This window comes from Stenotrophomonas sp., assembly GCF_032066555.1.
In the GTDB taxonomy this organism is placed as follows: Bacteria; Pseudomonadota; Gammaproteobacteria; order Xanthomonadales; family Xanthomonadaceae; genus Stenotrophomonas.
The window spans coordinates 55,412-70,037 of sequence record NZ_DAMBKV010000004.1; the positions used below are offsets into that span (position 1 = coordinate 55,412).

Consider the following 14,626-nt stretch of genomic DNA (forward strand, 5'->3'; position numbering starts at 1 on the left):
AGGACGGTAATGCATCGTTATCTGGTTTATGTGCTGGCGTTGATTCTGCTGCCGGTGTCGTTGGCGCTGGCTACCCATTGGCCTGCCTGGTATTGGGGGGTCGGCCTGTTCGGATTGATGGCCTTGCTGGGCACCTGGGATGTGCTGCAGCGCCGCAGCGTGCTGCGCCGCAACTATCCGGTGTTGGCGCATTTCCGCTACGGCTTTGAATCCATCGGCCCGGAAATCCGCCAGTACTTCGTGCAGAGCGATCTGGAAGACGTGCCGTTCTCGCGCCAGCAGCGCCAGCTGATCTACCAGCGCTCGCGCAACGAGATGGACGTGGTGCCGTTCGGTACCCTGCGCAGCGCCTATGCGGTGGACTACGAATGGATCAACCATTCGCTGTCGCCAACCACCATCGCCCACCATGACTTCCGTGTGCTGATCGGCCCAGACTGCGCCAAGCCCTATTCGGCCAGTGTGTTCAACATCTCGGCGATGAGCTTTGGTTCCTTGTCGGCCAATGCGATCCGCGCGCTGAACAAGGGCGCCAAGCTGGGCGGCTTCTGCCACGACACCGGCGAAGGTTCCATTTCGCCCTACCACCGCGAGAACGGTGGCGACCTGGTCTGGGAAATCGGTTCGGGCTATTTCGGTTGCCGCGACGAGAACGGCCGCTTCAGCGAGGCCCGTTTCGTCGAGAACGCCAGCTCCGATCAGGTCAAGATGATCGAGATCAAGCTGTCGCAGGGGGCCAAGCCCGGCCACGGTGGTGTGCTGCCAGCGGCCAAGGTCAGCGCCGAGATCGCCGCGACGCGCGGTGTGCCGATGGGCGTGGACTGCGTATCACCTTCCAAGCATTCGGCATTCTCCACACCGATCGAGCTGCTGCAGTTCGTCGCCCGTCTGCGTGAGCTGTCCGGCGGCAAGCCGGTGGGTTTCAAGCTGGCCATCGGTCATCCCTGGGAATGGTTTGGCATTGCCAAGGCCATGCAGGAAACCGGGCTGCTGCCCGATTACATCGTCGTTGATGGTGCCGAAGGTGGCACCGGTGCGGCGCCGGCCGAGTTCATCGACCATGTTGGCGTGCCGATGAACGAGGCGCTGATCCTGGTCCATAACACCCTGGTCGGCCTGGGCCTGCGTGACCGTATTCGCCTGGGTGCGGCCGGCAAGGTCACCACGGCCTTCGACATCGCCCGCACCATCGCGCTGGGCGCGGACTGGTGCAATGCCGGACGTGGCTATATGTTCGCGCTGGGCTGCATCCAGTCGCTGAGCTGCCACAACGACAAATGCCCGACCGGCATCGCCACCCAGGACCCGAGCCGCTGGCGTCACCTGGAGCCGGTCGACAAGGGCCAGCGCGTGTTCAATTACCACCAGAACACCATGCGCGCGCTGCGTGACCTGCTGGGTGCGGCAGGCCTGCATGATCCTTCCGAACTGGGCCCGGAGCACATCCTGCGCCGGGTATCGCCGGTGGAGATCCGCTCGTTGGCCAGCCTGTACCGCTATCTCGGGCCGGGCGAATTGTTGAACAAGGTGCCCGAGCACACCGTGTTCCGCGAGTATTGGGCCGAGGCGCGCAGTGATTCGTTCACCCCGCCGGCCCGCATTGCGGCGCTGCGTACCAGCAAGATGCGCTGAGCGCCCCTGCGGGTGATTTTGTGGGAGCGGCGTGAGCCGCGAAGCCCGCGGCGATGAAGCCGCGGGTTTCGTTGCAATCGGATTGATCCTTGGCTTCGCGGCTTGCGTCGCTCCTGCAAGCTGCGGCGTTACCGGTAAGGTCCCTGCCGACCATGGGTCGGCACTACAACCAGCGGATCACACCTTCTGCGGCGCGCAGGCCGCTGGCATAGCAGGCGGTCAGCAGGTAGCCGCCGGTGGGGGCTTCCCAATCCAGCATCTCACCCGCGCAGAAAACGCCAGGTTGTGCGGTGAGCATCAGTCCGTCATCCAGTGCCTCCAGTCGCACACCACCCGCTGTGCTGATGGTTTCGGCCATCGGACGTGGCCGCAGCAACTGCAAGGGCAGGCGCTTGAGCGTGCGCGCGACGGCTGCCAGATCATTGCCGGCATCCTTGCCCAGTACTTCAAACAACAACCCGGCCTTGGCGGCGTCCAAACCGGCAGCGCGGCGCAGGTGCTCGCCAAAGCTGCGTCCCTTGCGTGCGCGGCCCAGGTCGGCGAGCAGGCGTGCTTCGTCGCGGCCGGGCACCAGATCCAGCTCCAATGTCACCGCGCCGTCGCGATTGAGGGTTTCGCGCAGGTCGGCGGCCAGAGCGTAGATCAGGCTGCCTTCAATGCCGTACTGACTGACCACGCATTCGCCCTGCAGCGACTGCGCGTGCCCTTGCAGATCGGTCCACTGCGCAACCACCGGTTTGATCGGTGCACCGGCATGGCGGTCGCGGAAATGGGTAGTCCAATCGATGTCGAAGCCGCAGTTGGCTGGCTGTAGAGGTGCCGTATCTACGCCGCGCTGCTGCAGTACCGGCATCCAACTGCCGTCGGAGCCCAGCTCCGGCCAGCTACCGCCGCCCAGCGCCAATACCGTGGCATCGGCGCGAACAGCGATTTCGCCATCGGCGGTGGCCATGCGCAGGCTGCCGTCCGGGTTCCAGCCCAGCCAACGGTGCTGCACGTGGAAACGCACGCCTTGTTCCTTCAGCCGGCGCACCCAGCCGCGCAGCAGCGGCGCGGCCTTGCGGTCCACCGGGAATACGCGACCGGAACTGCCGACATAGGTTTCCACGCCAAGACCCTGCGCCCAACGGCGAAGGGCATCGGCATCAAAGCCGTCCAGCCAGGTCGCTACGGCGGACTGGCGTTCGCGGTAACGGCTGTCGAACAGCGGGCGCGGGTCGGAATGGGTGAGGTTGAGCCCGCCCTTGCCGGCGATCAGGAACTTGCGCCCGGGCGAGCCCTTGGCCTCGTACAGGTTGACCGCCACCCCGGCCGCGCGAAGGCGTTCGGCGGCGAACAGGCCGGCCGGGCCGCCGCCAATGACGGCAACCGTCTTGTCAGCGAGGTTTGACATCAAGCAGTTCTACATCGAAGACCAATGAGGAACCGGCCGGGATCGGGCCAACGCCGCGATTGCCATAGCCATACTCGGCCGGGATCATCAGGGTGCGCTTGCCGCCAACCTTCATGCCGGCGACGCCTTCGTCCCAGCCGCGGATGACCTGCTTGTCGCCCAGGTTGAAGCTGAACGGCTCGCCGCGATCCACCGAGCTGTCGAACTTCTCGCCGTGCTTGTCGGGTTTGCGCTCGTCGTAGATCCAGCCGGTGTAATGCACGCTGACCTTGCTGCCGGCCACTGCTTCAGCACCCGTGCCGGGCACGGTGTCGATCTGCTCGAATTTGGCGATGGTGCCGCCCGGCGGTGGGCCCGGCGGGGTGCAGCCGGCGGCCAACAAGGACAGCAGCAGCGGGATGAACAGACGGCGCATGGCGCGCTCCGTTGGAAAAGGGCGTGCAGGGTAGCGCATCGCTGCCGGGTATCATGGCGGCATGGCCAAATTGCTGCTCAATCTACGTAATGTCGGCGACGACGAAAGCGCCGAGGTCGGCGAACTGCTCGACCGCAACGGCATCGCCTGGTACCGCACCGAAGCCAGCCCCTGGGGCATTTCCAGTGGCGGCATCTGGCTGCGCGACAACGACGACCAACCCCGCGCGAAGGCCTTGATGGCGACCTATCAGGCTGAACGAGGGCAACGGGTGCGTGAAGAGCGGGAGGCGGCGCTGCGTGATGGCAGCGCCGAGACGTTCGGTTCGATGTTGCGGAGTCGGCCGTTGTTCGTGGTGGCGGTGCTGCTGGGCATGGTGGTTGTCTCGGCCCTGGTGTTGCTGCCGTATTTCCTGCTGCGGGGGTGATTGCTCTCAGCTCCCTGCCTTGCTCCGCAGGGGTAGGGGAGGGTTAGCGGGGGCTTTTGGGTCTTTCGGGCATTGCCAGCTTCGCGGCTTACGCCGCTCTACAATTCCCGTTCACGTATCGGCGGAGGCTTCACCTGTAGTGCCGACCCATGGTCGGCTGAGGCTTGACCGGGAACGCCCCTGCCGAGCATGGCTCGGCACTACACTCCCTCCCTTTGCCACAGGCAAGGGGAGGGCTGGGGAGGGGTTGGTTTTTGTGCTGTTTGTGGATTGCCAGCTTCGCGGCTAACGCCGCTCCTACAACGGCTGGGGGCCGCTCGTTTAAACTATGCCCATGATCGTCAATACCGCTGCCTACCTCTTCGTCCCGCTGGCTGATGCCGAAGCCTTGACCGCCACCTTGCATGAACGCGCAAAGGCGCTGGAGTTGCGCGGCACCATCCTGATCGCCGAAGAAGGCATCAACCTGTTCCTGGCCGGTAGCAGCGAAAGCATTGATGGCTTCTACAGCCAGCTCAAGGCCGATGCGCGCTTCGCCGACATGCGCATCAAGTACAGCCACAGCCAGATGCAGCCGTTCGCCAGGTTGAAGGCCAAGTTCAAGCCGGAAATCATCAGCTTCCGCCGTGACGATGGCCAGCCGCTGGATTACCCGCGCGCGCCCAGCGTGGCCCCGGCCACCGTGCAGCGTTGGCTGCGGCAAGGCCACGATGATGACGGCAAGCGCGTGGTGATGCTGGATACCCGCAACTGGCAGGAGTTCGCCCACGGCACCTTCGCGGGGGCGTTGACCCTGCCGATCGCCAAGTTCACCGATCTGCCGGCCGCGCTGGAGCCGCACCGTGAGTCACTGGCCGATGCCACCGTGGTCAGCTTCTGCACTGGCGGCATCCGTTGTGAAAAGGCCGCGCTGTGGATGCAGAACGACGGCATGCACAACGTGCTGCAGCTTGAAGGCGGCATCCTCGGTTACTTCGAGGAAGTGGGTGGTGAAGGCTACGACGGCCGTTGTTTCGTGTTTGATGAACGCGTAGCGCTGGATGCACAGCTGCAGCCGCTGGTGGACCGGCAGGACGACGTCCAGGCCTGATCCAGGCCCAGGACCACGCCCACGCCCACGCTCGGATGGGGGCGTGGGAAACAGTGTCCCGGCGCGCGCCGTGTTGCGCGCATGGAGAATGCAGGGACCAGCCCCATGTCCTTTGCATCGTCCATGGAGACCGCAGAATGATTCCCCTTTCCATCCTTGATCTGGCCCCGGTCTGCGAGGGTTCAACCCCGCAGCAGGCCTTCGCCAACATGCTGGAATTGGCCCAGCATGCCGACCGCTGGGGCTATCACCGCTATTGGCTGGCCGAGCACCACAACATGCCGGGCATCGCCAGTGCGGCAACCTCGGTGCTGATCGGGCACGTGGCCGGCGGCACCTCGCGTATCCGTGTGGGTGCCGGCGGGGTGATGTTGCCCAACCATTCGCCATTGCAGGTGGCCGAGCAGTTCGGCACGCTGGCGTCGTTGTATCCGGATCGCATTGATCTCGGTCTGGGGCGCGCACCTGGTACCGACCAGCCGACTGCGCGCGCATTGCGTCGCTATTTCGACAGCGCCGACCAGTTCCCGGAGGATGTGGCCGAGCTGTTGCATTACTTTGCACCGGTGCAGCCGGGGCAATCGGTACAGGCCGTGCCCGGTGGTGGCATTGCGGTGCCGGTGTGGTTGCTGGGCTCCAGTCTGTTCAGTGCGCGTTTGGCGGCGGCGATGGGCCTGCCGTTCGCGTTCGCCTCGCACTTCGCCCCGGATGCCATGGATGAGGCGCTGACGCTGTATCGCCGCGATTTCCGTCCTTCCGAGCACTTGCAGGCGCCTTACGCGATTCTGGCGTTGAATGTGGTTGCCAGTGATTCGGAGGCCGAATCCAAGCGCCTGTTCACCAGCCAGCAGCAGGCATTCGTCAATCTGCGACGCGGTACGCCGGGACGGATTCCGGCACCGGTGGATGACATCGAAGCGTTCTGGGCGCCGCATGAGAAGGCCGGTGTCGAACGTGCGTTGGCCTGCAGCATCGTCGGTGATGCGGCACAGGTGGCCGAAGGGCTGGTGGCCTTCGTCGAGCGCCATCGTCCGGATGAAATGATGTTGGCCGCCAATATCTACGATCCGGCCGCGCGGCTGCGTTCGTTCGACCTGGCCATGCAGGCCTGGCAGCGGGTGGCGGCGTAAGCCGTTTGCCCCCTCCCTTTGGCGTAGCCAAGGGGAGGGCTGGGTAGAGGGGGGGCTTTTTTGCGGGTAAAGCCTCTGCCGAGCATGGCTCGGCACTACCGACTGCCGGGGGCAGTCAATTGGTCAGGCGCTGGAACAATGCGATGCTTTCGCTGATCAGCTGGCCAGAGCCAAATCCGAAGAACAGGCCGGCAGCAATCGCTGCCACCCAGTTGAACGCCATCAGCGCGCCATCGCGCTCGATCAGTGCCAACGCGAACAGCAGCAACTGGAAGCCGAACAGGTAGTTGGTGAACGGGATCGGCAGCGACAGCAGCAGGCCGACCAGCAGCAGCAGGACGCCGCTGAGCATGCGTGCCGGCAATGGCGCGATCAGTACGGCCAGGCGCGGCTTCAACATCCGGTCCAGGCGTTGCAGCGGTCGGCTGATCTTGCTCAGGAACTTGTGCACGGTGCTGCGCTTGGGGCCGCGCCGGGCAATGAACCCCGGCAGCCAGGGGCGTGACATGCCGAACAGCAGCTGGCTGCCGATCAGGAAGACCAGGGGGCTGCTGACCGCGCCGCCGATGCCCGGGATCGGAATGAAAGCCGGCAGGATGGCGATGAACAGAAAGACGCCAAAGGCGCTTTGGTCCAGGCCTTGCAGCACCTTGCCCAAGGGCAGGTGCTCATCCGGATCGCCGCGCTCAAACATCGCCAGCAGGGTACGGATGCCTTCGTTGCGATAACCGCCGTTTTCTGTGCTGGCAGCGTCCGGCGCAGCGCCGTCCGGATCAACCGGTGGTGTCATCAGCGTCTTCTTCCGGCAGCCGGCGCAGCAGCAGCTTGTCGATGCGGGCACCGTCCAGGTCGACGATTTCGATGCGCCAGCCGGCCCAGTCGAAATATTCGCCCGCGTGCGGAATGCGACCGAAATAGTGCATGCACATGCCGGCCAGCGTGTAGTAATCGCCTTCCTCCGCGTCGGGCAACTCGGCGCCGTTCATCAGCTCCTGCAGGTCATCCACCGGCAGCGAGCCGTCCACCAGCAACGAGCCGTCCTCGCGGGTCACCACCAGGGCGTCGTCGTCGGTGTTTTCGGTCGCCTGCAGGCGACCGACCACGGCACCCATCAGGTCGGAGATGGTGACCAGGCCCTGGATTTCGCCGTATTCGTCCACCACCAGCGCCATTGACTGGTGCTCCTCGCGGAAGATTTCCAGCAGCTTCATTGCATGGGTGGACTCGGAGACGTACAGGGTCTCGCGCAGGTTCTCGAACAGGCTGTGGCTGCCGCCGCTGAGACGGGTGACCAGGCTCTTGACCTCGAGGATGCCAGCGATGTCCTGGTCATTGCCCCGGTATACCGGATAGCGCGAGAACGCGTGCTCACGCATGGCGTGCAGGTTCTTCTCCGGGTCGGCGGTGGTGTCCAGCCAGGCAATGCGGTTGCGCGGGGTCATCAGGCTGTCGGCGGTACGGTCGCCCAGACGCATGACGCGGTTCATCATGTCGCGCTCGTGGCTGTCGATGACGCCCTGCTCATGGCTTTCGGCCACCAGCATGCGGATCTCCTCTTCACTGACCGAGGCCGATTCGGTCTTGCCCAGGCCGAGCAGGCGCAGTACCAGTCGGGTGGAGTGCGACAGCAGCCAGACGCCGGGGGCAGCGATACGGGCCAGCCAGCTCATCGGCACCGCGACAATGCCGGCGATGTCTTCGGAGCGGGTCAGTGCGACGCGTTTGGGTACGAGTTCGCCGAAGATCAGTGTCAGATAGGTGATCAGTGCGACCGCCAGGGTCTTGCCGATGAACTCCGACCAGGGCTGGGTGGCACCAAACAGCGAGAAGTTGGCCGACAACGCAGGGAACAAGGCCTGCAGCTGCTGGGCGATGGCGCCGCCGATGGCATCGCCGCCGTACACGCCGGTCAGGATGCCGATCAGGGTAATGCCGATCTGCACCGTGGAAAGGAAGTTCTCGGGCTTTTCCGACAGGGCCAGCGCGCGGGCGGCGCGCTTGCTGGAGCTGGCCAGCTGCTTGAGGCGGCTCTTGCGCGAGGTCATGACCGACATCTCGGACATGGCAAAGAACCCGTTCAGCAGAATCAGGGCAAGTACGATGAAAAATTCAAACACGGGTCTCTCCCCGGGTTGGTGGCAGGGAGGGCGGGTGCTTGCGGTGGCGGCGGCCGCTCAGGGGCGGGATCCGGCGCTGTGGCGGGGGATAAGGGTCGTCGTCCATAGGGTGCGCCACGAAGGCGCTGGGCAATCTTAGCAAACCCGGCGGGCCAGGTACGCCCGGCCGTTCACATTTCGGGGCCAAAAAACACGGTGGGAATACCCTGAATGCCATCAAACCGTCATAATTCGCCCTTGGTGCCGTCCCTCCCGCGACGGCGAATAGGCTCCCCATGTTTTCGTTGCAGACCATCTTTGGCTCCGGCAAGCAGTTCTATACCTACCTCGACGAGGCCGCGCAGGCCGCCTATGACGGTGCCAAGGCACTGCACAGCATGATGCGCGAGGCCGATCGTCAGCCGGCGCTGGATGCGTTCAAGCTCGCCCGTCTGCGCGAACGCGCCGCCTCGGACAAGATCAGCCAGGCGCTGGTCGACAGCTTCATGACCCCGATCGAGCGCGAGGACATCGAAGCGCTGGGTTCGGCGCTGTACAAGATCCCCAAGCAGATCGAGAAGTTCGCCGATCGCTATTCGCTGGCTGTGCAGCATTTGGACCAGATCGATTTCGCCCCGCGCGCGGCGATGCTGGAGCAGGCCGCAGGCGTGGTGGTGGAGATGGTCAACGACCTGCGCCACATGAACCTGGACCGCATGACCGCGCTCAACGAGAAGCTGCGTTCATTGGAGAACGAGGCTGACCGCCTGATGCTGGAGTTGTACCGCGACATCTACTCCGGTCGCCTGGACAACCTGCAGATGTTCCTGCTCAAGGAATTCTTCGAGATCCTGGAAAAGGCCATCGACCGTTGCCGCGAAGCCGGCGTGGTGGCTTACCAGATCGTGCTCAAGAACAGCTGACGGGGACGCTCTATGCTCACCCTCGTCCTGGTGGTGATTCTGGCCGCGCTCGTCTTCGAGTTCATCAACGGCTTCCACGACACCGCCAATTCCATTGCCACCGTGGTGGCAACCAAGGTCCTGTCGCCCGGTTGGGCGGTGATGTTGGCCGCTTTCATGAACCTGATCGGCGCGCTGACCGGCACCGCCGTCGCGCTGACCATCGCCAATGGCCTGCTCAACACCGACGTGGTCGATGTGACTCCGCAGGTGATCCTGTGCGCGCTGCTGGGCGGCATCGTCTGGAACCTGATCACCTGGTGGAAGGGCCTGCCGTCCTCCTCCTCGCATGCCCTGATTGGTGGCCTGTGTGGCGCCGGTCTGGCCGCTGCGCATAACAATTGGGATGCGCTGATCTGGTCGCAGAACCTCGGCAACTGGGCGCAGAACAAGGGCCTGTTGTGGAAGGTGTTCGTGCCGATGATCACCTCGCCGATCGCCGGCTTCCTGCTCGGCGTGGTGGTGATGTGCCTGTTGTGGGCGATCATCGCCGGCATGGCCCGCGTGGGCGGCATGCTTGGCCGGCTGGCGCGTCCGCGCTGGGTCAATGCCTTCTTCGGCAAGGCGCAGATCGTCTCGGCGGCGTACATGGGCTTTGCCCACGGCCATAACGATGCGCAGAAGACCATGGGCATCATCGCCATGACCTTGATCGGTGCCGAGGCAACCGGCGCACTGAATGACCTGCCGTCGTGGCTGGCCTTCATGCACCCGGATGCCCACGGCGGCGACGGCATCGCCATGTGGATCGTGCTGACCTGTGCGGTGGTGATGGCAGCCGGTACCGCTTCGGGCGGCTGGAAGATCATCAAGACCCTGGGGCACAAGATGGTCAAGCTGCACCCGATCCACGGCTTTGCCGCGGAGACCAGCTCGGCCACCATCCTGACCCTGGCTGCGCACTTCGGCATGCCGGTCTCGACCACCCACAGCATCTCCACCGCGATCATGGGCGTTGGTTTCGCCAAGAACCCGCGGTCGCTGCGCCTGGGTGTGATCGAACGCATCCTGTGGGCCTGGATCCTGACGATCCCGGCGGCAGGCGGCTGTGCTTACCTGATCCTGCGTCTGTTCGAAATGGCGGGTTGGAACTGAGGTTATTGGTTCGCAGTCTGCAAACATAAACCCGCCAGTGATGGCGGGTTTTTTGTTGGGTGGGGCGGGGTGTTGTTGTGTTGTTTGTGGGAGCGGCGTGAGCCGCGAAGCTCGCACACCATCAGGTGGCAAAAGGCCCTGTCTTGTCGGCAATGCCGGCTTCGCGGCTTATGCCGCTCCCACAAAAGAGAAAAATGGCGGCGCGCGGCCAACAAAAAGCCCGCCGGTGAGGGCGGGCTTTTGGCGCAGCGAGATTGCTTGGATCAGGCTTCCAGCGAAGCCAGGTCGCCCTTGCTCTCCAGCCAGCCCTTGCGGTCCGGGGCGCGCTTCTTTGCCAGCAGCATGTCCATCAATGCCGAGGTTTGCTCGCTGTCGTCCACGGTGAGCTGCACCAGGCGGCGCGTATCCGGATGGATGGTGGATTCGCGCAGCTGCGAGGGATTCATCTCGCCCAGGCCCTTGAAGCGGGTGACGCTGACCTGGCCGCGGATCTTCTCGCGCTCGATCTTGTCCAGCAGCGAGCGCTTTTCTTCCTCGTCCAGGGCATAGAACACCTGCTTGCCCACGTCGACGCGGAACAGCGGCGGCATCGCCACGAACACGTGGCCAGCGTCCACCAATGAGGGGAAGTGGCGCAGGAACAGGGCGGTCAGCAAGGTGGCGATATGCAGGCCGTCGGAGTCGGCATCGGCCAGGATCACGATCTTGCCGTAACGCAGCCCGGACAGGTCGTCCTTGCCCGGGTCGCAGCCAATGGCGATGGCCAGGTTATGCACTTCTTCCGAGGCCAGCACGCTGCCCGAGGCGACTTCCCAGGTGTTCAGGATCTTGCCGCGCAGCGGCAGAATGGCCTGGAAGTCCTTGTCGCGGGCCTGCTTGGCGCTGCCGCCTGCCGAGTCGCCCTCCACCAGGAACAGTTCGGTGCGCGACAGGTCCTGGCTGATGCAGTCGGCCAGCTTGCCGGGCAGGGCAGGACCCTGGGTGACCTTCTTGCGGGTGACCAGCTTTTCGGTCTTCAGGCGCGCGCTGGCACGCTCGATGGCGATCTGCGCGATCTTCTCGCCCAGTTCCACGTTCTGGTTCAACAGCAGGCTGAAGGCGTCGTGGGCGGCGCCTTCGACAAAGCCGGCGGCCTGGCGCGAGGACAGGCGTTCCTTGGTCTGGCCGCTGAACTGCGGATCGGTCATCTTCAGTGACAGCACGAAGGAGACGCGGTCCCAGACATCTTCCGGGGCCAGCTTGACGCCGCGCGGCAGCAGGTTGCGGAAGTCGCAGAACTCGCGCAGCGCCTCGGTCAGGCCGGTGCGCAGGCCGTTGGCGTGGGTGCCGTGCTGGGCGGTCGGGATCAGGTTGACGTAGCTTTCCTGCACCAGCTCGCCTTCCGGCAGCCAGGTCACGGCCCAGTCAACGATCTCGGTTTCCTTTTTCAGCGAGCCGGCAAACAGGTCGGCCGGCAGCATTTCACGCTCGCCCAGCTCGGCCTTCAGGTAGTCGCGCAGGCCGTCCTCGTAGTACCAGGTGTCGACTTCGCCGGTGGCTTCGTCGGTCAGCTTCACGGTCAGGCCCGGGCACAGCACGGCCTTGGCGCGCAGCAGGTGGCGCAGCGCACGGACGTTGAACTTGGGTGTGTCGAAGTACTTGGGGTCCGGCCAGAAGCGCAGGCGGGTGCCGGTGTTCTTCTTGCCGACGCTGCCGACCACTTCCAGCGGGCTGGCGCGGTCACCGTCGCGGAAGCTGATGCGATGCTCGCTGCCGTCGCGGCGGATGTGGATCTCCACCAGCGTGGACAGGGCGTTGACCACCGATACGCCAACGCCGTGCAGACCGCCGGAGAAGGTGTAGTTGCGGTTGTTGAACTTGCCGCCGGCATGCAGCCGGGTCAGGATCAGTTCGACGCCCGGGATCTTTTCTTCCGGGTGGATGTCCACCGGCATGCCGCGGCCGTCGTCGCTGACTTCGCAGCTGCCATCCTTGAACAGGGTGACTTCCACGGTTTTGGCGTGGCCGGCAAGGGCCTCGTCGACCGAGTTGTCGATCACTTCCTGCGCCAGATGGTTCGGGCGGGCGGTGTCGGTATACATGCCAGGACGGCGTTTGACCGGGTCCAGGCCAGAGAGGACTTCGATGTCAGCGGCGTTGTAACGGGCGTTCATGGATCTCGGTAGGGCGCAAATCGACGTGGGAGTGTGCGGTCTGGCGGCGATTTTTGCACGCAGGGCATTCAGGGCCGGGGCAGCTGTGACGCGTTATGCTGTACACGGTTCCTAAACAGGCCCGCCGTGTCTGGCTGGGCAAGCCGAGGAGGTTTTGGATGAAAACATCAAAATTGCTGGCCCTGGGTGTTGTTGTCGCTGCGGTTGCCGCGGTTCCCTTCGTGATGGCGCAGAGCGCTGACAAGGGCAAGGCGGCCGAGGCTGCACAGGCGGCCCCGGTGGACAAGGCGCAGAGCGATGCCGAGCAGAAGGCCAAGCGCCGCGCTGCCGCCGCTGCCCAGGACAAGGCCAAGGCTGACCAGCCGGCGCCGCGTGAAGAAGAGGAAGAGGAAGCCCGTCGCCGTCGCTGACGCGGTTTCCCGGTGTTTCAAGGACGCCCCGGCGCAGGTCGGGGCGTCTTTTTTTTAATCCGCCGCATCCAGTGCTTGGGTGTTTTGGCGACAACCTTTAAACTAGGGCTTTCCGGGAGGCAGTGAGCCGTGACCCCCCTTATTTTTGTTACCGGTGGTGTGGTGTCCTCGCTTGGCAAGGGCATTGCAGCCGCGTCCCTGGCCTCGATCCTCGAGGCGCGTGGTCTGAAGGTCACCATGATGAAGCTGGATCCGTACATCAACGTCGATCCAGGCACGATGAGCCCCTTCCAGCACGGCGAGGTCTATGTCACCGACGACGGTGCCGAGACCGACCTCGATCTGGGCCATTACGAGCGTTTCGTACATAACCGCCTGAGCCGCAAGAATTCGGTGACCACCGGGCGCATTTACGAGAACGTGATCCGCAAGGAGCGCCGTGGGGATTACCTGGGCGCCACCGTGCAGGTCATTCCGCATATCACCGACGAAATCCGCCGCTGCATTGACGAGGCCACCGAAGGCTTTGACGTGGCGCTGGTGGAAATCGGCGGCACCGTCGGCGACATCGAGTCGCTGCCGTTCCTGGAGGCCATCCGCCAGGTGCGCACCGAGCGTGGCCCGGAGAAGGCGCTGTTCATGCACCTCACCCTGGTGCCGTACATCGGTGCAGCAGGTGAGCTGAAGACCAAGCCGACCCAGCATTCGGTCAAGGAACTGCGCTCGATCGGCATCCAGCCGGACGTGCTGCTGTGCCGTTCCGAGCAGGCGATTCCGGATTCCGAGCGCCGCAAGATTTCGCTGTTCACCAATGTGTCCGAGCGTGCGGTGATCAGCGTGCCGGACGTGGAAGTGCTGTACCGCGTGCCGATGGGCCTGCATGCGCAGGGCCTGGACGAGATCGTGGTCAATCAGCTCAAGCTGGGTGACAAGGCTGGTCCGGCCGACCTGTCCGAGTGGGAGGCAGTGCTGGATGCCGCGTTGCATCCGCTGGACGAAGTCACCATCGCCGTGGTTGGCAAGTACGTCGACCATCAGGATGCGTACAAGTCGGTGGGCGAGGCGCTCAAGCACGGCGGCCTGCGCCAGCGCACCAAGGTGAACCTGAAGTGGCTGGAAGCGCAGGAGCTGGAAGAGTCCGGCCTGTCCGCGCTGGACGGCGTGGACGGCATCCTGGTGCCGGGCGGCTTCGGTGATCGCGGCTTCGAAGGCAAGGTGCTGACCTCGCAGTACGCCCGTGAGCAGAAGGTGCCGTACTTCGGCATCTGCTATGGCATGCAGGCGGCGGTGGTCGATTTCGCCCGTCACGTGGCTGGCCTGGAAGGTGCCAACAGCACCGAAAACGACCGCCAGTCGCCGAATCCGGTGATCGGCCTGATCACCGAATGGCGTACCGCTACCGGTGAGATCGAGAAGCGCGACGAGAAGTCCGACCTGGGCGGCACCATGCGCCTGGGCCTGCAGGAGCAGCGCCTGAAGCCGGGTACCCTGGCCCGTGAGCTGTACGGCAAGGACGTGGTGGCCGAGCGTCACCGCCACCGTTACGAATTCAACAACCGTTACCGCACCCAGTTGGAAGACGCGGGTCTGGTGATCGCTGGCAAGTCGATGGATGACACGCTGGTGGAAGTGGTTGAGCTGCCGCGCGACCAGCACCCGTGGTTCCTGGCCTGCCAGGCACACCCGGAGTTCCTGTCCACCCCGCGTGGCGGCCACCCGCTGTTCATCGGCTTCATCCGCGCCGCACGCGAGAAGAAGGCCGGCGGCAAGCTGTTGCAGGAAGCCCGCGCCTGAAGCGGGCGCCCTGTAGTGCCGAGCCATGC

The 14,626-nt window shown here is 64.5% G+C and carries 13 protein-coding genes; 8 read left to right on the forward strand and 5 right to left on the reverse strand.

What is annotated here, in order from left to right:
* The first annotated feature begins 9 nt into the window (after positions 1-9).
* A complete protein-coding gene (locus RT131_RS06960) occupies positions 10-1,632 on the forward strand; it encodes an FMN-binding glutamate synthase family protein (RefSeq protein WP_313171503.1) in 1,623 nt (540 codons plus the stop codon).
* A gap of 163 nt (positions 1,633-1,795) precedes the next feature.
* On the opposite strand, the gene RT131_RS06965 is transcribed toward RT131_RS06960, so the two are convergent.
* Positions 1,796-3,025 carry a TIGR03862 family flavoprotein gene (locus RT131_RS06965; protein WP_313171505.1) on the reverse strand — a complete coding sequence of 410 codons (1,230 nt, stop codon included), beginning with the start codon at positions 3,023-3,025 and terminating at the stop codon, positions 1,796-1,798.
* Positions 3,009-3,440, reverse strand: coding sequence for an FKBP-type peptidyl-prolyl cis-trans isomerase (locus RT131_RS06970; RefSeq protein ID WP_313171507.1), 432 nt, complete (start codon positions 3,438-3,440; stop codon positions 3,009-3,011). The genes RT131_RS06965 and RT131_RS06970 overlap by 17 nt, the downstream gene beginning before the upstream one ends.
* A 61-nt stretch (positions 3,441-3,501) precedes the next feature.
* Between RT131_RS06970 and RT131_RS06975 the strand changes: the two genes are divergently transcribed.
* The 3 genes from RT131_RS06975 to RT131_RS06985 all read left to right on the forward strand — a co-directional run bounded on the left by RT131_RS06975 (position 3,502) and on the right by RT131_RS06985 (position 6,087).
* Complete coding sequence (locus RT131_RS06975; protein WP_313171509.1) at positions 3,502-3,867, forward strand: DUF6164 family protein; 366 nt, start codon at positions 3,502-3,504, stop codon at positions 3,865-3,867.
* Positions 3,868-4,201: 334 nt separating this feature from the next.
* Positions 4,202-4,957: a sulfurtransferase gene (locus RT131_RS06980; protein WP_313171906.1), complete on the forward strand. Its 756-nt coding sequence runs from the start codon at positions 4,202-4,204 to the stop codon at positions 4,955-4,957.
* Positions 4,958-5,094: 137 nt separating this feature from the next.
* On the forward strand, positions 5,095-6,087 hold the full coding sequence (locus RT131_RS06985; RefSeq protein WP_313171511.1) for an LLM class flavin-dependent oxidoreductase: 993 nt from the start codon (positions 5,095-5,097) through the stop codon (positions 6,085-6,087).
* 115 nt (positions 6,088-6,202) lie between these two features.
* Here the strand turns inward: RT131_RS06985 and RT131_RS06990 are convergent, their stop codons facing one another.
* A complete protein-coding gene (locus RT131_RS06990) occupies positions 6,203-6,877 on the reverse strand; it encodes an exopolysaccharide biosynthesis protein (RefSeq protein ID WP_313171513.1) in 675 nt (224 codons plus the stop codon).
* Entirely contained in the window at positions 6,861-8,204 is a 1,344-nt protein-coding gene (locus RT131_RS06995; RefSeq protein WP_313171515.1) for a hemolysin family protein, read from the reverse strand. Before RT131_RS06995 ends, RT131_RS06990 begins: the two co-directional genes overlap by 17 nt.
* A gap of 275 nt (positions 8,205-8,479) precedes the next feature.
* On the opposite strand from RT131_RS06995, the gene RT131_RS07000 reads away from it, so the two are divergent.
* Positions 8,480-9,106, forward strand: a complete 627-nt coding sequence (locus tag RT131_RS07000; protein WP_057628278.1) for a DUF47 family protein — start codon at positions 8,480-8,482, stop codon at positions 9,104-9,106.
* 12 nt (positions 9,107-9,118) lie between these two features.
* A complete protein-coding gene (locus RT131_RS07005; RefSeq protein ID WP_313171518.1) occupies positions 9,119-10,240 on the forward strand; it encodes an inorganic phosphate transporter in 1,122 nt (373 codons plus the stop codon).
* A 263-nt stretch (positions 10,241-10,503) separates the two neighbouring features.
* Here the strand turns inward: RT131_RS07005 and parE are convergent, their stop codons facing one another.
* A complete protein-coding gene (gene parE, locus RT131_RS07010) occupies positions 10,504-12,393 on the reverse strand; it encodes a DNA topoisomerase IV subunit B (RefSeq protein WP_313171520.1) in 1,890 nt (629 codons plus the stop codon).
* A gap of 158 nt (positions 12,394-12,551) precedes the next feature.
* Here parE and RT131_RS07015 point away from each other — a divergent pair, with 158 nt between their 5' ends.
* On the forward strand, positions 12,552-12,803 hold the full coding sequence (locus RT131_RS07015; RefSeq protein WP_303749656.1) for a hypothetical protein: 252 nt from the start codon (positions 12,552-12,554) through the stop codon (positions 12,801-12,803).
* A gap of 129 nt (positions 12,804-12,932) precedes the next feature.
* Positions 12,933-14,597: a CTP synthase gene (locus RT131_RS07020; RefSeq protein ID WP_313171524.1), complete on the forward strand. Its 1,665-nt coding sequence runs from the start codon at positions 12,933-12,935 to the stop codon at positions 14,595-14,597.
* The last annotated feature ends 29 nt before the right edge of the window (positions 14,598-14,626 follow it).